This window comes from Microbacterium sp. Y356 (genome assembly GCF_059445355.1).
In genome coordinates this window covers 204734-221845 of sequence record NZ_JCAIUE010000003.1, presented here as the reverse complement: position 1 = coordinate 221845, position 17112 = coordinate 204734, and the positions used below count along the sequence as shown (strand labels likewise).

General features: G+C 63.9%; 14 protein-coding genes. 2 read left to right on the top strand and 12 right to left on the bottom strand.

The features are described from left to right. Nucleotides 1–6: 6 nt before the first annotated feature. From AC1C2Q_RS16690 to AC1C2Q_RS16655, 8 genes are all read right to left on the bottom strand, one after another. Entirely contained in the window at nucleotides 7–1185 is a 1179-nt protein-coding gene (locus AC1C2Q_RS16690) for a glycine C-acetyltransferase (RefSeq protein ID WP_495451040.1), read from the bottom strand. 24 nt (nucleotides 1186–1209) lie between these two features. Further along, nucleotides 1210–2253: an L-threonine 3-dehydrogenase gene (gene tdh, locus AC1C2Q_RS16685; protein ID WP_495428556.1), complete on the bottom strand. Its 1044-nt coding sequence runs from the start codon at nucleotides 2251–2253 to the stop codon at nucleotides 1210–1212. An 88-nt stretch (nucleotides 2254–2341) separates the two neighbouring features. Beyond that, nucleotides 2342–3931: a peptide ABC transporter substrate-binding protein gene (locus AC1C2Q_RS16680; protein ID WP_495451039.1), complete on the bottom strand. Its 1590-nt coding sequence runs from the start codon at nucleotides 3929–3931 to the stop codon at nucleotides 2342–2344. Beyond that, entirely contained in the window at nucleotides 3928–4983 is a 1056-nt protein-coding gene (locus AC1C2Q_RS16675) for an ABC transporter ATP-binding protein (protein ID WP_495451038.1), read from the bottom strand. The genes AC1C2Q_RS16680 and AC1C2Q_RS16675 overlap by 4 nt, the downstream gene beginning before the upstream one ends. Continuing rightward, nucleotides 4964–5962: an ABC transporter ATP-binding protein gene (locus AC1C2Q_RS16670; protein WP_495428553.1), complete on the bottom strand. Its 999-nt coding sequence runs from the start codon at nucleotides 5960–5962 to the stop codon at nucleotides 4964–4966. The genes AC1C2Q_RS16675 and AC1C2Q_RS16670 overlap by 20 nt, the downstream gene beginning before the upstream one ends. Further along, nucleotides 5959–6849 carry an ABC transporter permease gene (locus AC1C2Q_RS16665; RefSeq protein WP_495451037.1) on the bottom strand — a complete coding sequence of 297 codons (891 nt, stop codon included), beginning with the start codon at nucleotides 6847–6849 and terminating at the stop codon, nucleotides 5959–5961. The genes AC1C2Q_RS16670 and AC1C2Q_RS16665 overlap by 4 nt, the downstream gene beginning before the upstream one ends. Next, on the bottom strand, nucleotides 6842–7771 hold the full coding sequence (locus AC1C2Q_RS16660; RefSeq protein WP_495428551.1) for an ABC transporter permease: 930 nt from the start codon (nucleotides 7769–7771) through the stop codon (nucleotides 6842–6844). Before AC1C2Q_RS16660 ends, AC1C2Q_RS16665 begins: the two co-directional genes overlap by 8 nt. Then, the gene (locus tag AC1C2Q_RS16655; RefSeq protein WP_495451036.1) at nucleotides 7771–10113 is read right to left on the bottom strand and encodes an ROK family protein; all 2343 of its coding nucleotides are present in this window, start codon (nucleotides 10111–10113) and stop codon (nucleotides 7771–7773) included. Before AC1C2Q_RS16655 ends, AC1C2Q_RS16660 begins: the two co-directional genes overlap by 1 nt. Before the next feature lie 115 nt (nucleotides 10114–10228). On the opposite strand from AC1C2Q_RS16655, the gene AC1C2Q_RS16650 reads away from it, so the two are divergent. Continuing rightward, complete coding sequence (locus tag AC1C2Q_RS16650) at nucleotides 10229–12280, top strand: M3 family metallopeptidase (RefSeq protein WP_495451035.1); 2052 nt, start codon at nucleotides 10229–10231, stop codon at nucleotides 12278–12280. Further along, nucleotides 12280–12894 carry a class I SAM-dependent methyltransferase gene (locus AC1C2Q_RS16645; protein WP_495451034.1) on the top strand — a complete coding sequence of 205 codons (615 nt, stop codon included), beginning with the start codon at nucleotides 12280–12282 and terminating at the stop codon, nucleotides 12892–12894. The genes AC1C2Q_RS16650 and AC1C2Q_RS16645 overlap by 1 nt, the downstream gene beginning before the upstream one ends. Before the next feature lie 31 nt (nucleotides 12895–12925). On the opposite strand, the gene AC1C2Q_RS16640 is transcribed toward AC1C2Q_RS16645, so the two are convergent. The 4 genes from AC1C2Q_RS16640 to clpX form a co-directional block, all read right to left on the bottom strand. Then, nucleotides 12926–13711: a hypothetical protein gene (locus AC1C2Q_RS16640; RefSeq protein WP_495451033.1), complete on the bottom strand. Its 786-nt coding sequence runs from the start codon at nucleotides 13709–13711 to the stop codon at nucleotides 12926–12928. Between the two features lie 192 nt (nucleotides 13712–13903). Next, on the bottom strand, nucleotides 13904–15010 hold the full coding sequence (locus tag AC1C2Q_RS16635) for an epoxide hydrolase family protein (RefSeq protein ID WP_495451032.1): 1107 nt from the start codon (nucleotides 15008–15010) through the stop codon (nucleotides 13904–13906). Between the two features lie 50 nt (nucleotides 15011–15060). Continuing rightward, nucleotides 15061–15828: a hypothetical protein gene (locus AC1C2Q_RS16630; protein WP_495451031.1), complete on the bottom strand. Its 768-nt coding sequence runs from the start codon at nucleotides 15826–15828 to the stop codon at nucleotides 15061–15063. Between the two features lie 14 nt (nucleotides 15829–15842). After that, on the bottom strand, nucleotides 15843–17111 hold the full coding sequence (gene clpX, locus AC1C2Q_RS16625; protein ID WP_495428543.1) for an ATP-dependent Clp protease ATP-binding subunit ClpX: 1269 nt from the start codon (nucleotides 17109–17111) through the stop codon (nucleotides 15843–15845). Between the last annotated feature and the right edge of the window lies 1 nt (nucleotide 17112).

Below are 17112 nucleotides of genomic sequence, written 5' to 3'. Positions count from 1 at the left end.
TGCCGGTCACTCCACGGCGGCGCGCGCAGCGACGAAGGCGGCCACGCAATGCTCAACCTGCTCCGAAGTGTGCGCAGCCGAGAGCTGCACTCTGATCCGCGCGCGATCACGCGGCACGACCGGGAAGCTGAAGGCGGTCACATAGATCCCTCGATTCTGCATCTCCCCCGCGATTCGGGCCGTGACGGCGGCGTCGCCGAACATCACCGGCACGATCGGATGCTCCCCCGGCAGCAAATCGAATCCCGCATCGCTCATTCGACGGCGAAACAGCTCGGTGTTCTCGCGCAAATGCCGCCGCAGAGCCGCAGAGCCGTCGATGAGATCCAGGGCCGCGAGCGTGCCAGCGACGATCGACGGCGCGAGCGTGTTCGAGAACAGATAGGGCCGCGCGCGCTGGCGCAGCAGAGCAACGATGTCACGATGGGCAGCGACGTAGCCGCCGGAGGCTCCGCCCAGCGCTTTGCCGAACGTCCCTGTGTAAATGTCGACCCTGTCCTCAACACCGCACAGTTCCGGCGTACCGCGTCCGTGCTCGCCGATGAAGCCCACGGCGTGCGAGTCATCGACGAACACGAGCGCATCGTATCGATCCGCCAGATCGCAGATCTCGGCCAGCGGCGCGATGTAGCCGTCCATCGAGAACACGCCATCCGTGACGATTACACGGAACCGCGCATCCGCCGCCGCCTTCAGTTGGTCTTCAAGATCAGCCATGTCGCGATTGCAGTAGCGCAGCCGTCGCGCCTTCGACAGCCGGATGCCGTCGATGATCGACGCATGGTTCAACTCATCAGAGATGATGGCGTCCTCCGCCGAGAACAGCGTCTCGAAGACGCCGCCATTGGCGTCGAAGCACGAGGAAAACAGGATCGCCTCCTCGGTGCCGAGGAACGCGGCCAAGCGTCTTTCCAGTTCCAGGTGCTGCTCCTGCGTGCCGCAGATGAAGCGCACGCTTGCGAGCCCATAGCCCCATTCGTCGAGTGCGTTCCTCGCCGCCTGGATGATCCGAGGATCATTAGCGAGGCCCAGGTAGTTGTTCGCGCAGAAGTTCAGCACCTCGGCGCCGTCTGCGACGATCTCGGCGCTCTGTGGCCCCAGGATGCCTCGCTCATGTTTGGTGAGCCCCGCCTCTTCGATGGCTGTGAGCTCCGTCCCGATGTGCTCACGGAATGCTCCGTACATGCGTGTTCTCCTTCTCTCGCGGCCTCAGAGCCGCGTCCAGTCGAGGATGATCTTGCCGGTGCCGGCCGATGCCGCGGCGTCGAATCCCTGTTCCCAGTCCGACGCCGGGATCACATCGGCGATGATGCGCCCGATGGCCTGCCTCAGCAGCGGGCCGGTCTGCAGCATCGCTCCCATCGCATTCCAGGTCTCGAACATCTCACGTCCGTAGATGCCCTTGATGGTGAGCATGTGCGTGACGAACTTGCCCCAATCCACTCCGAACGGCGCACTGGGAAGGCCCAGCATGGCGATGCGTCCGCCGTGGTTCATGTTGTCGATCATGGTCGGTAGCGCGGCAGCGGCACCGCTCATCTCGAAGCCGATATCGAACCCCTCCTTCATTCCCAGCGCTTTCTGCGCGTCTCGGACGTCGGAGGCTGACACGTCGACCACCTGGTCCGCGCCCATCCGCGTCGCCAGCTCCAGTCGCGGCGCGCTGACATCCGTCGCGGTGATGAAACGCGCACCGGCGTGCCGCGCCACAGCGATCGCCATGAGACCGATCGGACCGCATCCGCTGACCAGCACGTCTTCGCCGACGAGGGGGAACGCGAGCGCGGTGTGCACGGCGTTGCCGAGCGGATCGAAGATCGCACCGACTTCAGGTTCGATGTCGGAGTGGTGCACCCACACGTTCGCCGCGGGCAGGGTGAGGTACTCGGCGAAAGCGCCGTCGCGATGCACGCCCAGCCCGATGGTCCGGATGCACATCTGACGGCGTCCCGCCCGACAGTTGCGGCACATGCCGCACACGATATGCCCTTCACCGGAGACACGGTCACCGATCGTGATGTCGTGCGCAAGCGGGCCGACCTCGACAACCTCGCCGTAGAACTCGTGGCCGGGGATCAGAGGGGCGCGCACCTCCGACGCCGCCCAGTCGTCCCAGCGACGGATATGTAGGTCGGTCCCGCAGATCCCGGTACGCAGCACGCGGACGAGGACCTCATCAGGGCCTGCGACCGGATCGGGACGATCCACGAGTGCCAAGCCCTCGTTCGGACCAGATTTAAACAGAGCCTTCATCGCCTCATCCTTCTCATGCTCCGATGCGCAGGGTGGCCGGGACAGAGATCGCCCCGCCCCGGCCACCATGCAGTTAGTACGGGCCTGCTCAGGAGCAGGTGACCTCGGTGCGGTAGATCTGCATGTCGCCACCGGCCGCGTGCGGGGTGACGCACTCGGTGTGGGCGATGTACATCACCTGCTGGTACAGCGGCTGGATGACCTGGTCGGCGAGGATACGATCCTCCGCCTGCTGCCAGAGCACGTCGGCTTCCTCGGTCGTGCCTGCGGCGAGCGCGGCATTCACCAGGGCGACACCCTCGGGGTCGTCATATTGCAGACGATAGTTCGCGTCCACGTGCACGGACGCGATCCACTCGGACGCGGCAGGGAAGGACGAGCCCCACAGCTGGATGACGGGGCCGTCCAACTCGTAGGCGTTGATCGTCTCCGAGAGCGCCGCTGCTGGGACCGGCTTCGGCTCGACGTCGAGACCGATCTCCTTGGCCGAGTTCGAGATAGCGAGCGCTGTCGCAGCATCAGTGGTGTTGGCCGAGGAGTAGTTGAGCGGAATGGTTCCCGTGAAACCGGACTCCTCGATGAGTGCCTTCGCCGCGTCGGGGTCAAAGGAGCAGTACTGGCCGCACGCGTCTTCACGGTAGGCCGAGACGGAGTTGGGCATCAGTGAGCCCGCCGGCACGGTTGCATCCTTGAACAGATCCGTCGAGATGCTCTCGCGGTCGACGATCATCGAGAACGCCTGGCGCACCTCGATGGGGAATGCCTCGTCCAGATACGTCGGCCAGGTGAAGTACGTCTGCAGCGTGTTGCGATCGATGGCCGTCAGACCCGCATCGCCCAGGGCGTTCCGACCCTGCGCGATCAGTCCAGGGGGCAGACTGCGGAGCACATCCGCATTTCCGGCCACGACATCCTGATACGAGGTGTTGGTGTCGGTGTACACCCGGAAGGTCATCTCGTCCGCCGCGCCATCTGGCACCCAGCCCTGGTAGTTCGGGTCCTTCCTAAGGACCGCCTCCACCTGCGGGTCGAGCGACTCCAGCACGTAGACGCCGTTTCCGATCGGATCCTTGTCGTACGCGAGCGGGTCGGCGAAGGCACTCTCCGGCATCGGGCAGAACGCCAGCTGCGAGAGGATGAACGGCACGTCGTTGTTCGGCGACGACATCTCGATCGTGAAGGTGCGCTCATCCACGACGGTGATGCCGGAGAATTCCGTCGCGGTAGCTTCCCCATCGGCAAGATTGAGTTCTTCGTACCCCTTGATCGGACCGTATGCGTAGTTGGAGGGCATCGCATTGGCGCCAGCCCCGACGAAGTTGAACGTGTCTACATAGGTCTGCGCGGTGATCTCCGTGCCGTCAGAGAATGTCCGGCCGTCCGCTACCTTCACCGTCCAGGTCACCTGATCATCGCTCTCGACGGACTCGGCGCCGCGCATGAACACGCTGCCGTCCTCTTCGATGCCGGTCAGCGGCTCGCACAGCGCCATGCCGATCTGGCTGCCGGGGTTCTGCGCCCCGGTGATGCGGCCGATCTCGCCGTTGTTGACGGCGACGAAGGACGTACCGTCGGCGGAGTCACTGTCGGCGGGTTGGCCGAGACAGCCGGTCAGCATCATGGCGCTCGCGGTGACGGCGATGGCGCCGACCACGATGCGACTACTCGTACGGGTCATGAGTCGTTCCTTTCAGAGGGGGAGGAAGTGAATTTGATCGTGGAGACCATACCGACGCGGGAGAGCGCGATCTGTTCGGAGAGATGACAGGATGCTTTGTGCGTTGATGCTCCACCGGGGACTGCGACGAGCGGGGGTACCTCTGTGGAACACCTCTCCACCGCGGTGTAGCAGCGGGTGTGGAACGGGCATCCTGCCGGAGGATCGATCGGCGACGGCGGGTCGCCCTCGAGCACCACGCGCTCGAGATGCTCGTTCGGAGCGAGCTTGCGAGGAATGGCGGAGAGCAGCGCACGAGTGTACGGGTGCGCTGTCGCGCTGTAGACGTCGTCGCAGTCGCCTTCCTCAACGATCTTCCCGAGGTACATCGTTACGATGCGGTCGGACATGTGCTGCACGACATCCAGATCATGGGCGATGAACACAATCGACAGCCCGAGCTCACGCTTGAGGCGATTGAGCAGATTCAGCACCTGAGCGCGCACTGAGATATCCAACGCCGAGACCGGTTCGTCACACACGAGCAGTTTCGGTTCGACGGCTAGCGCGCGAGCGATGCCGATGCGCTGCAGTTGGCCGCCGGAGAACTCGTGCGGGAAGCGATGCGCGTGGTCGGGGTTGAGGCCCACCTGGATGAGCAGTTCGCCGACGCGGGCGTCGATCCTCGCGGCCGGAAGCAGCGCGTGGGTCGTGATCCCCTCGGCTATCGACTGGCCGACGGATCGACGAGGATCGAGCGAGGCGTGCGGGTCCTGAAACACCATCTGCACCTCGCGATGCAGCAACGTCTTGCGCTCGGAGCGGGACATTTCCCCCACGTCAGAGCCGTTCCATCTAACGCTCCCCTCACTCGGCTCCTCGAGACCGCAGATGATGCGGGCGAGGGTCGACTTGCCGCACCCGGACTCGCCGACCAGCCCGACCGTCTCTCCCTCTTCGACGACGAAGTCAACGCCGTCGACGGCACGGATCGGCGCGCGCGACGCCCGAGACAAAAGCGTGTGCTTCTGCTTGTAAAAGCGGCGAATGGAATCAAGCTCCAACAGTGACATCGGCGAGCACCTCCTCCTTGTGGTGGCATGCGGCCGCCCTGTCCGTCGAGAACGACACCAGCTGCGGTGTCTCGGAACGGCACTCGTCCGTCGCGTATCCGCAGCGCGGGTTGAAGCTGCAGCCAGGTGGCCGCAGCCCGATGTCCGGCGGAAGTCCCTGAATGGTCGGCAAATCGCCACCTCGATGCGCGGCGCTCGGGATCGACCCCAGCAGTCCTTTGGTGTACGGGTGGGCCGGGTTGTCGAACATCGGACCGATCGGCCCCGACTCGGCGACCCGCCCTGCGTACATGACCAGCGCACGGTCGGCGAGCTGGCCTGCGACACCGAGGTCGTGGGTGATCATCAGCAACGCCATCCTGCGCTCCGCGGTGATCGATCCCAGCAGATCCAGGATCTGCGCCTGCACGGTCGCGTCGAGCGCGGTCGTCGGCTCATCGGCAATCAGCACATCAGGATCCAGCGCCAGTGCCATCGCGATCATGATGCGCTGGCGCATGCCACCGGAGAACTGAAACGGGTAATCGTTCGCGCGACTCGCGGCGTCAGGGATGCGCACGGCACGCATCATCTCGATGGCAGCGGTAAGCGCGTGCTTCCTGCTCATGCGCTGATGCACCCGGTAGAGTTCCGCGATCTGCGTCGCGACCGTCTGCACCGGATTGAGTGCGCTGAGCGCGTCCTGGAACACCATCGCGATGCGGGCGCCCTGTACGGTGCGCAGCTTCGCAGGCGAGAGGGTGAGCAAGTCATCGCCGTCGAACATGATGCGACCACCGGTGATCCTCGACGCGGGCTTGGGCAGGATTCCCATGATCGCCTTCGCCGTGATGCTCTTTCCCGATCCAGACTCTCCGAGGACGGCGAGCGTCTCGCCCCTGTCGACGGTGAAGCTGACATTCTGCAACGCGGTGATCGGGGCCGATCCCTGCGAACGGAATTCGAGTGACAGGTTCTGAACTTCGAGGAGGGCGGTCATCGGCGGGCCTTCGGATCGAGGGCGTCACGCAGGCTCTCGCCGAGCACGACGAATGCGAGCGTGGTGAGACCAAGCATCAGGGCGGGGAAGAACATCAGCAGCGGAGCGATCTGCCAGTTCCCGTCCTGGCTGGCGAGGGCGATCTGGATGCCCCAGGAGAACGCAGGGAGCTTCAGACCGACCCCGAGGATCGAGAAGCCCGCTTCCGCGGCCATCCCTGCGCCAACCGACAGGGTGGTCATCACAATCAGCGGGGTCACTGCGTTGGGGATCACATGGGAGCGGAGGATTCGCCACGGCCCGACCCCCAATCCCCGCGCGGCCTGGATGTATTCCAGGTTCCTCACCTGCATGACGGAGCTGCGCATGTAGCGCATGGTCCCGGCCCAGCTGAACAGGACGAGCACGAGCACGATCGTCCACACTGTCCGCGAGCGGAACTGGTAAAGGATCACCAGGCTGGCGATTCCGACCGGGATCCCGAGGATCACGTTCGAGATCCACGAGATCACCGAGTCCACGACTCCGCCGAAGTAGCCGGCCAGCGAACCCGCAATGAGTGCGATGACGAAAGTGATCGCCGCAGTGAACACGCCGACTTCGAGAGACGTCCTGGCGCCATAGACGATGTTCGACCAGTAGTCACAGCCCTGAATGTCGAAGCCCATGATGTGGCCGGCTTCCGGGCCGACGCGCGACATCGACAGATCGCAGTCGCGCGGATCGATCTGAGTGAAAAGACCGGGCACGAGCGCCATTAGCGCCACCACGATGATGATGAACGCTGCGATGTCGAAGAACGGACTCTTCCAGAGGTTGCGCAGACCGCTGCGAGGACGGCCCCGCCTGGCCCTTGCCGTGATCAGAGCGGTGGTGGACTCAGACATGGCGCACCCTCGGGTCGATGATCGGATACAGCAGATCGACGACGAGAGCCGCGACCAGGAAGAACAGCAGCATGAAGACGGAGACGCCGACGACGACCGGCCCGTTCTGCGTGTCGATCGCCCGGGCGAGTGTGCCGCCGAGACCGGGAAGGTTGAAGATCGTCTCGATCAGGACCGATCCGCCGAGCAGCGCGGCGAGACTCAACCCGAGATATGTCACCACCGGCATGAAGGCGTTACGCAGTGCGTGCACCCACATAATCCGCTGCGGACTGATCCCCTTCGCCGTCGCCGTGACGATGTAGTCCGAGCGCAGCACGTCCACGAGGCTGGTGCGGCTCAATCGCGCCAACGGAGATGCCGTCTCCAGAGCCAGCACGACGGCGGGCATGATGAACGCGAGCGGGAACCCCATCCGCACCCCCGATATAGGGAGCCAGTGCAGTTTTATCCCGAAGATGTACTGCGAGAAATAGGCGATGATGAAGCCCGGCACTGCCAGGAAGAAGATCGTGAAGAACAGATTGAACTTGTCAGGGAACTTGCCCTGACGAAGTCCGGCCCACACGCCGAGGCACACACCGATGACGAGCTTGAGCGCGAACGCCGTCAGCGCGAGGACCACGGTGTATGGCAACGCGGTCGCGATGAGAGTCGACACCTCATTGCCGTTGAAATCGCGCCCGAAGTCGCCGTGCAGCACGTTCCACAGGTACTTCCCGTACTGCACCAGGAAGGGGTCATCCAGGTTGTACTGCGCGCGGATCGAAGCGATCGTGGAATCCGAGAGACGCTTCTCTCCACCCGCCAGCGCGAGCACGGGGTCGCCGGGGATCAGGAAGACCAGCAGGTAAACGAGGAAGGTCGACCCGATGAGGGTCGGGACCATCATCAGAATGCGCCGCAGCGAGTAACGCAGCATCAGCGTCGAGCCGGCTGATGCGCGGCGTAGTAATCGAGCAACTCCTCCGGAATCCGGGGGATCTCGAAGGGCTGAGAGGACGATCGGATCGACAGCGCACCCCCGACACCGGCGGCGACCGCGTCGCGTGCCGCGACCGGGTTGGTCTGGGTCGGCGTGCCGTTGCGGACGAACTCGACAAACTCTGCGACCGTGAGCGGGTCCGCTCCGCCGTGGCCGCCGTCGCCGCCGTCTTCGATCGGGTAGCGCACGTGCCCCTTCTCGAGGTAGTCGCTGCGTGCGTTCCACAGCCGAATTTCCCCCCCGGAGTCGTCGTCGAAGTTCTCGATGCGTCCTTCGGTGCCGATGACCGTGTAGTTGCGCCAGTAGTCAGGGGTGAAATGGCACTGCTGGTAGCTCATCAGCACACCGGAGTCGGTGCGCATCATGATCATTGAGATGTCCTCAACGTCGATGACCGGGTTGAGGTCCTGCTGTGCAGTGGGCGGGTAGTTCGACATCGAGAACCAGTCGCCCATGCGCCGATCGGAGTTGTCCCTACGCGATTGCACATCTCCGTACACCGCGAGGTCACCGACGCCGACCACAGACCGGGTGGGGGTCCCCGCGATCCAGTGCATCACATCGATGTCGTGCGCACCCTTCTGCAGCAGCAGACTCATCGCCTTGTCGCGCTCGGCGTGCCAGTCTTTGAAGTAGTAGTCGCCACCGTGCCCGACGAAGTGGCGGCACCAGATGGCCTTGACCTCGCCGATCTCGCCGCGGTCAACGATGTCCTTCATCATCCGGACGACCTGCATGTGGCGCATGTTGTGGCCGACGTACACCTTGGTGCCGGTGCGGTATCCGGCCTCAAGGATCCGGTCGGCATCTTCGATCGAGATCGCCAACGGCTTCTCGATGTAGGCGGCGATACCTGCTTCGAGAAGTTCAACCGTGACGTCCGCATGCGTGAAGTCCGGCGAGGTCACGAAGGCGCCATCCACCTCGATACCAGAGGCGATGAGTTCGGTGACCGAGGCGAACACCGGGACATCTCCGAAGAGCTTGACGGCGCGCTCATGGGTTCGCGGGTCCGGATCGACTGCGGCGACGATCGTTCCGCCGACGGTCTGAACGTGCAGGGCGACCCCGGCACGGGCGCCGATGCCGATCACTGCTGCTCGGAAGGGGGACGTCTCGGGGACGGTCTCGCTGGTCATCTGTTCGTGCTCCGGATCGATGGTGAGAATGGGCGCCGGAACATCCGGTACCCCGTAGATGCGGTGGGAATGCTTCTGGAAGGCGAGGCCGAGGGCGCCGAGCGCTGCGGCATCCGCACCCAGTTCGCCGCCTCTGATGAGGCGAGGTCCCGCTTCGATGCCGGTGACCGCTGTACGGATGCCTTCGGCGAGGGGCCCTGCAAGGATGTCGGCGAACTCGCCGAGCTCTCCGCCGAGGACGATGACGTCGGGATCGACGGTGAGCAGCAGGGCGGCCATCGCGGGCGTCATCGCCGCGCTCAGCGCGTCCAGCGCCGCGCGGCCGCGCAGGTCGGCTGGATCGTCGCGCAGTCGCCGCAGTTGTGCTGCGACTTGAGGCACCGCGTCGAGCAGCAGCCCAGGGGGAACCTCGACGTTACTGAAGGCGCGGAGCAGACCGACCTCGCCCGCGCGCCCACGGCGCCCGCGGAGAACATGCCCTGCCGCCGTAACACGCGCCGACACGTGATGCCAGGTGAGGGCGTAAACGCCGGTGTCCGCATCCGTGAGCGCACCGTTGCGAGATTCTGCCTCGGCGGCGAGCGACAGATCGTTGTCGACGACCACCGGCGCGCCGAAGTACGCGGTGAACATCTCTACGAGGTTCTTGCCCGACCAGTCGATGATCTGCGGCGCGGAGATCAAGATTCCTTCTTCATCGATGAGACCGGCGACAGCTATACCGATCACGACCACGTCGGATGGCCGGCGGCCGATGCGCTCCAGCGTCTGCTGCAGCAGCGCACGAACCGGGGCGAGGCTCGGCTTGGCCGTGGTCGGCGGCGCGACCTCTGAATCCTGACGACCGAGGGAGCGACCGTTGCGATCCGCGACCACGATCCGCACCGCACTGCGGGTCAGATCGATGCCCACGATGACCGGCGAGCCCGCGATGGGCGAAAAGGTGCGTGCCGGACGGCCGGATGCTCCACGTGCCTCGTGCTCGATCACGAGCCCGGATTCCATCAACGCTCCGAGCGCTGCGGTCACCGTGGGTCGCGACAGACCGGTGCTCTCGGCAAGATCCGAGATCGTCGCACGATCCCGCTCGCGGAGGCTCGCCAAGCACAGGGCGATGAGCTTAACGTCGATTGCCGACACCTAGACCTCAATTTCTAATCAGCTTTCATAACTATTACGAAAGTGTTTTCATCATTGTGTGATCCGGATGCCGCGGTGTCAATCTTTTTCTCGGATCGCCCCTTAGGCTCATTCCATGACCGATGCCGTGAACCCGCTCCTGACGCCATCCGCTCTCCCCTACGCACTCCCGGACTACGCCGCGATCCGGCCGGAGCACTATGTGCCCGCCTTCCGGGCTGCATTCGACGAGCACCTCGCCGAGATCAGGCGCATCACGATGGCGCGGTCGATGCCCACACTCGAGAACACGATGGTCGCACTGGAGCAGTCCGGCGCCCTTCTCGACGCCGTCGCGCATGCGTTCTACACCGTGAGCTCAGCGGATGCCACGGACGAGATCCAGGCGATTGATGAGGAGCTTGCGCCACTGATGGCTGCGCACGAGGACGCCATCCGCTTGAACTCTGAGTTGTATTGGCGAGTCAAGACCCTCCACGAGCAGCTAGACCAACTCGAGCTCGACGCGGAGAGCAAGTACCTGGTTGAGCGTCACTTCCGAGAGATGACACATGCCGGTGCTGCGCTCGACGACGAGGCCAAGGTCCGCTTGACCGCCCTGAACCAGCAACTGTCGACGCTGACAACCACGTTCGAGAAGAATCTGCTCGCCGACACCAACGATCTCGCCGTGTACTTCGAAAGCGCTGAGGAGCTCAATGGCTTGACGGACGGCGAGCTGTCCGCCGCAGCACGCGCTGCAACAGACCGAAGCCACGTAGGCGGCTTTCTGATCTCACTGCCGTTGTTCACGGGGCATCCATATCTGGCATCCCTCACGAATCGCAAGAGCCGCCAGCGCATCATGGATGCATCACGCGCCCGAGCAGCGCGAGGCAACGCCAATGACAACCGCACTGTGCTGAGCGAGATTGTCGTGCTGCGCGCCGAGCGCGCGGCGCTGCTCGGATACTCGTCCCACGCGGCTTACGTCACAGCCGACGAGACGGCAGGAACACCCGAAGCCGTATCTGACCTCGTGCACCGTCTTGCACCGGCCGCAGCATCCAACGCGCGCGCCGAGCAGGCAGCGCTGCAGTCGATCATCGATGCGACAGAATCGGAGCCGTTTGCCCTCGAGGCGCACGACTGGGCCTTCTACACCGAGAAGGTGCGTACGGCACAGTACGACATCGACACGGCCGCACTACGCCCCTGGTTCGAGGCCGAGCGGGTGTTGCAAGACGGCGTGTTCTACGCTGCAACGCAGCTCTATGGCGTCACTTTCACTGAGCGCGACGACCTCGTCGCCTACCACCCGGGCGCTCGCGTGTTCGAGGTACACAACCCCGGTGGCAGTGCGCTCGGACTCTACGTTCTCGATCTGTACACGCGAGATTCCAAGCGCGGCGGTGCGTGGATGAATCCGATCGTCAGCCAGTCCGCGCTCCGCGGCACGGCGCCGGTCGTGGTGAACAATCTCAACGTGTCGCAGCCGGGCGACGGGCAGCCGACGCTTCTCACGCTTGATGAGGTGACGACGCTGTTCCATGAGTTCGGTCATGCGCTGCACGGGCTGTTCGCTACGGTCAATTACCCCCACTTCGCTGGCACGAACGTGTTCCGTGACTTCGTGGAGTTCCCCAGCCAGGTCAACGAGATGTGGATTCTCTGGCCTCAGGTTCTCGACAACTACGCACGTCACTTTGAGACCGGCGAACCGCTGGATGCCGCGATCGTGGAGCGCTTGCGCGCAACTGAGACGTTCAACCAGGGTCATGACACGAGTGAGTACCTGGCTGCGGCATGGCTGGATCAGGCGTGGCATCGGGTGGGCACGGATTCTTCGATGACCGACGTCGCCGCATTCGAAGCTGCGGCGCTCGCGGAGATCGGTCTCGACAACCCGGCTGTTCCAACGCGCTACTCCTCCACCTACTTCGCCCACGTGTTCTCAGGCGGTTACAGCGCGGGGTACTACTCGTACATCTGGAGCGAAGTACTCGATGCAGACACCGTCGAGTGGTTCCGCGAGAATGGCGGTCTCACGCGCGAAAACGGCGACCGTTTCCGTGCCCGTCTGCTGGGCGTCGGCGGATCGAAGGATCCTCTGGAGGCATACCGTGATTTCCGTGGCCGCGACGCCGACATCGCTCCACTGCTGAAGCGCCGCGGGCTCGGAGGCTGATGAACGACGAGCGACTCAGCGCCATCAGCCGTACATTCGACGCGCGGTCATCGACCTACGATGACAGCACGATGCATCGTGCTGTCGCGGTCGCTGTCGCTGACTTCGCCGATCTGACAGATGTCGAAGAGGTGCTCGACATTGCCACAGGTACAGGGCTCGTCCTGCGCGCGCTGAGCCAGCGCTCCCCCGCACTCGCACTCACCGGGATCGATGTCTCGCAGGGCATGCTGGCGGTCGCACGAGCTCAGCCACCGTCGGCGGTGTTCATCGAGGCGGATGCCGCGGACCTGCCGCTCGTCCACGCCTCAGCTGACCTCATCACCTGTGTCACGGGGCTGCACGTGATTCCGGACACATCCGGCGCGCTGGCGGAGTGGCGCAGAGTCCTGCGGCCGCACGGCCGGATCGTCTCTGCGACATTTCTCGCAGCCGGCCGAGGGGGCGCGCCGCGCAAGACGCACATGTATCCGGCCGACCATCAGCCTTTCGAGTCGTTGGATCAACTGACGGCGACAGCGGCCGCTCACAGCTTCACGATCACTCGATCAACGATCTGGTCAGACGACGCCGACAGACTCCTCATCGCCGAGTGGGTGCCCGCGCTTCGCTGAGCGTTCCGACGAGCGTTCTGCTCGGCGCCCCTCACCCGCCCAACGGCTCCAGTGCGTCGAGTGGACGCGGAACGATCAATGCACCGTCCACGACCGCTCGCTCACCCAGCGGTGACTCCAGCTTCACGATGAACGGTGTCGGCGGGTTACTCTGGCAGGTCGCTACGTCATCGCTGTCCGGTCGCACGGCGATATGGACGATCACCGCGCCCTCGGTCTCCTCCAGGGCGATCAGTTCGACCCGCCCTGCCGCATCCATCCCGCTGTTGCAGGCGCGTTCGGTGACAAGCAGAGTCAGCTGAGCAGAGTCAGGGTCCGGCAGCGCGGCCGGATCAAGGTTCACCTCGGCTGGTGTGAGCGGAGCGGGGTCGATCGCGAGCGCGCACGATGCACTGCTCGTGAGCATCCACCCCTCCTCTCCTGTCGCCGGCAGGGCGCGCATCTTCTCGAACTCGAGCACCTCGTGGTCTGCGCCGGCATCATCGATCGCGCCGTACCGCCGAAGCAGGGTGATGCTCGTGGAACTCTCAGCCGTCACCACCCACTCACTGAGGTTCTCGGGCGCGGCACTGGCACCCAAGCCGTCTACGACGGAGGCGAGCGCGGCTGCGGCGTCGCCAGTGAGCTCGTCGGCGCGCACATCGGCGTTGTATCGTGCTGCGTCAACCGTGCGTTCGTTGCACTCGTAGGCGACGGCGGAATCGTCCGTTGCGCTGGTCGGAGGGGTCGAGCCTGCGCCGACAGCGCACCCTACGCAGACGAACAGTGGAAGCAGCACTCCTACCGAGAAGAGCAACTGCGAACGAATGGCTCTCATGCCAGCAAGTGTGCCACGAGGGATATTCGTCTCACACTCATGCGTTCACGCCCCACCGCGACGGCTCGTTCTACGTCCTGCTGAGCGCTTCAATCGGAGAAGTGCGTCATCTTCGGAGCAACTCGCCGAATGTCCCCGAAGATCGTGCACATCTCCGAGCGACGCGTGCGCACGGCAGCTCATGCCCCACGTTTAGGCGAGCAACCCGAGCTCCCGCGCGAAGTCGCGCATCCGCGTCGCCATCTCCTGCGGTACCTCGGCGACCGTGAAGTGCCCGCCCTCCGGCAGCCGATCAAAAGAGCGCAGGTCGCGGTAGAAGCTCCGAGCGACACTCTCGGGATAATCGTGTTCGTGCCGCTGGATCGCGACAGCCGCGGGCACCTCGACCGGCCGTATGCGCTCATCTTCACCGGTATCGAAGTATCGCCTGAATGACGTGGCGATGCTCTGCGTCGCCCAATAGATCATCGCCTCAGTGAGGATGCGTTCCCGCGAGATCTTGCGTTCGAGCAACTCCGGCTGATCTGTCGGTGTGTCACTCCATTCCACGAGCTTCTCTGCGATCCACGCGATGAGGCCTGCAGGGGAATCGTTCAGCCCCGCGGCGAGAGTGTCAGGGCGGGTGCCCTGCACGTGACCGTAAGCGCCGTCCGGCCCACCGCTCGCCGCCAACCGGTCGAAGAACGCTCGTGCTTCTGGATCTTCGATGGCCGCACGCTCGTCGTCGGTACCGAAGTGCGAGTGGGTGGCGAAGATGCCGTGCACCTGGTCGGGGTAAGACGATGCGATCAGGTCGCTCACATTGGCCGAGATGTCCTCGCCGTATGTGAGATACCGCTTATAGCCGAGCACGTCGGTCATCAGCGTATGCATCAGTCGCGCCATCACGCTCTCCGTCATGGTTCCGTCGTACGGTGCGGAGAAGGCGAAGCCAGGCATACTCGGAACGATCACATCGAAGTCCGGAAGCAGCCGGGCGAACTCGAGCTGGAGCGCGAAGGTGTGCGGCCACCCGTGCATCACCAGCAGCGCCGGAGCATCAGGGCGTTCGGATCGCAGATGGACGAAGTGGATGTCGGTGCCGTCGACATCCGCGATGAACTGCGGATGCTGGTTCAGCCATTCCTCGCGTGCACGCCAGTCGAACTCCAGCCAGCTGTCCACCAGCGTCCGGAGATACTCCGCCGACATCCCCGCCTCCGGGTGTCGCGGCGAGTCGGGCAACAGGCGCGAGCGAGAGAGCCGCTCGTGCAGATCGACGATCGCGTCGTCAGGAATCGAGATCTGGAAGCTTCGCATGGCGTCACTATAGAGCGCACCTCAGACGCAGCGCCCGGAAGTCCGAACCATCACAGGAATGGCGCCGTGTACAGTCGCACGCTGCACCCCAGCTCCCCTGGCTCCAGCGAGATTCGATCAAACGACGCCCGGAACACCAAACCGTCGGCACCTCGCACCATCACGACGCAGTCGCGCACGGCCGCGATGCCGACTGCAGCGACCAGTTCTCCGTCGTCCGTCGACGTCACATCGACAGTGACGTCTGCCTCGGGGAAAGCGTCGCGAAGCTCGTCTGAAAGACTCTGTGCGTCAGACTGCAGCAACACCGCTTCTATCATCTCTGCCGTGTCGGCGGGAAGCGCAGGCTTCGGGGCAGCCGTCGGTGCGGGCACACGCTGCGGCAACTCATCGCAGTCCAGATCTTCGCGTTGCACCTCGGTGTGCAGCGCCAGCGTGAATCGGTAGCAGCGCTCGGCTGTTCCCGCCGAGTTCCACTGGCCGAAAACCTCCTGGGACCTCTTCGCCTCCACATCCGACCTGATCCGGATGTCGATGATCGCTTCATCGCCGGTCTCCGTCGACCCGCTCCACCGCACTGGCTGGACTTCTGTCGAAGATGACCGAAAACGCTCGGCCGCGATGCTCTCCGCGTCTGTCGCTTCCGTCTGATAACCGAAGGCACTCGTGAGCGCGTCCGCAGTTGCGACAACACTCTTCTCCGCAATGGCGTTTCCATCGCGAGAAGCGGCCACGTCGACGCTAACTACGACCACGGTCGCAGCTACGGCGAGAACACACACGCCACCGATCAGAACCAGGCTCCTGAAAACCTGCATTCTGACCTCTGGCCCTAAGCGCTCTTGCGCTTGCGCTCCATCACTATGGTCGGTGGCGCGCCTTCATCGACGGCCGCACGCGTGACTACGACCTTCTTCACGTCTTCAGCAGACGGGATCTCAAACATGATCGGACCGAGCACGTCTTCAAGGATGGCGCGCAGGCCACGTGCACCAGTCTTTCGCTCCACCGCGAGGTCGGCGATAGATCGAAGCGCGTCCTCCTCGAACTCAAGCTCCACACCGTCGATCTCAAACATGCGCTGGTACTGCTTCACCAGGGCGTTGCGAGGGGCAGTGAGAATCTCCATCAGCGCATCCTGATCCAGCGGAGAAACCGACGCAACGATGGGCAGTCGTCCGATGAACTCCGGGATCAGACCGAACTTGTGCAGGTCTTCAGGCAGAACCTCGCCGAATAGATCAAGATCCTTGGATTTGTCCTGTAGCGGGGCGCCGAAGCCGATACCGTGCTTTCCGACACGCGCCGAGACGATGTCTTCCAGGCCAGAGAAGGCACCCGCGACGATGAACAGCACGTTCGTCGTGTCGATCTGCAAGAACTCCTGGTGCGGGTGCTTGCGACCGCCCTGCGGCGGAACAGAAGCGACCGTGCCCTCAATGATCTTCAGCAGCGCCTGCTGCACGCCCTCGCCGGAGACATCGCGAGTGATCGAAGGATTTTCGGCCTTGCGGGCGATCTTGTCGATCTCGTCGATGTAGATGATGCCCTGCTCGGCGCGCTTCACATCGTAGTCCGCGGCCTGGATGAGCTTGAGGAGGATGTTCTCCACATCCTCACCGACGTAGCCGGCCTCGGTCAGCGCAGTGGCATCTGCCACGGCGAACGGGACGTTCAGCCGCTTCGCCAATGTCTGAGCGAGGTAGGTCTTGCCACAACCAGTCGGACCGATGAGCAGAATGTTGCTCTTGGCGATCTCGACTTCTTCGGCCTTCTGCTCGGCGAGCTGAAGCGTGCCGTGCGCGCGCACGCGCTTGTAGTGGTTGTAGACGGCGACAGCAAGAGACCGTTTCGCGGGCTCTTGCCCAACGACGTACTCCTCGAGGAACGCGAAGATCTCGCGTGGCTTGGGCAGTTCAAAGTCAGCGACGCCGTCGGCGGAGGATTCCGCCATGCGCTCTTCGATGATCTCGTTGCACAGCTCGACGCATTCGTCGCAAATGTACACACCGGGGCCAGCGATCAGCTGCTGCACCTGCTTCTGGCTCTTTCCACAGAATGAGCACTTGAACAGGTCAGCGCTTTCACCGATACGGGCCATG

Coding starts and splice junctions, on each gene's coding strand:
- AC1C2Q_RS16690 (WP_495451040.1), bottom strand. CDS start 1,185: ATGTACGGAGCATTCCGTGAGCACATCGGGACGGAGCTCACAGCCATC.
- tdh (WP_495428556.1), bottom strand. CDS start 2,253: ATGAAGGCTCTGTTTAAATCTGGTCCGAACGAGGGCTTGGCACTCGTG.
- AC1C2Q_RS16680 (WP_495451039.1), bottom strand. CDS start 3,931: ATGACCCGTACGAGTAGTCGCATCGTGGTCGGCGCCATCGCCGTCACC.
- AC1C2Q_RS16675 (WP_495451038.1), bottom strand. CDS start 4,983: ATGTCACTGTTGGAGCTTGATTCCATTCGCCGCTTTTACAAGCAGAAG.
- AC1C2Q_RS16670 (WP_495428553.1), bottom strand. CDS start 5,962: ATGACCGCCCTCCTCGAAGTTCAGAACCTGTCACTCGAATTCCGTTCG.
- AC1C2Q_RS16665 (WP_495451037.1), bottom strand. CDS start 6,849: ATGTCTGAGTCCACCACCGCTCTGATCACGGCAAGGGCCAGGCGGGGC.
- AC1C2Q_RS16660 (WP_495428551.1), bottom strand. CDS start 7,771: ATGCTGCGTTACTCGCTGCGGCGCATTCTGATGATGGTCCCGACCCTC.
- AC1C2Q_RS16650 (WP_495451035.1), top strand. CDS start 10,229: ATGACCGATGCCGTGAACCCGCTCCTGACGCCATCCGCTCTCCCCTAC.
- AC1C2Q_RS16645 (WP_495451034.1), top strand. CDS start 12,280: ATGAACGACGAGCGACTCAGCGCCATCAGCCGTACATTCGACGCGCGG.
- AC1C2Q_RS16640 (WP_495451033.1), bottom strand. CDS start 13,711: ATGAGAGCCATTCGTTCGCAGTTGCTCTTCTCGGTAGGAGTGCTGCTT.
- AC1C2Q_RS16635 (WP_495451032.1), bottom strand. CDS start 15,010: ATGCGAAGCTTCCAGATCTCGATTCCTGACGACGCGATCGTCGATCTG.
- AC1C2Q_RS16630 (WP_495451031.1), bottom strand. CDS start 15,828: ATGCAGGTTTTCAGGAGCCTGGTTCTGATCGGTGGCGTGTGTGTTCTC.
- clpX (WP_495428543.1), bottom strand. CDS start 17,111: ATGGCCCGTATCGGTGAAAGCGCTGACCTGTTCAAGTGCTCATTCTGT.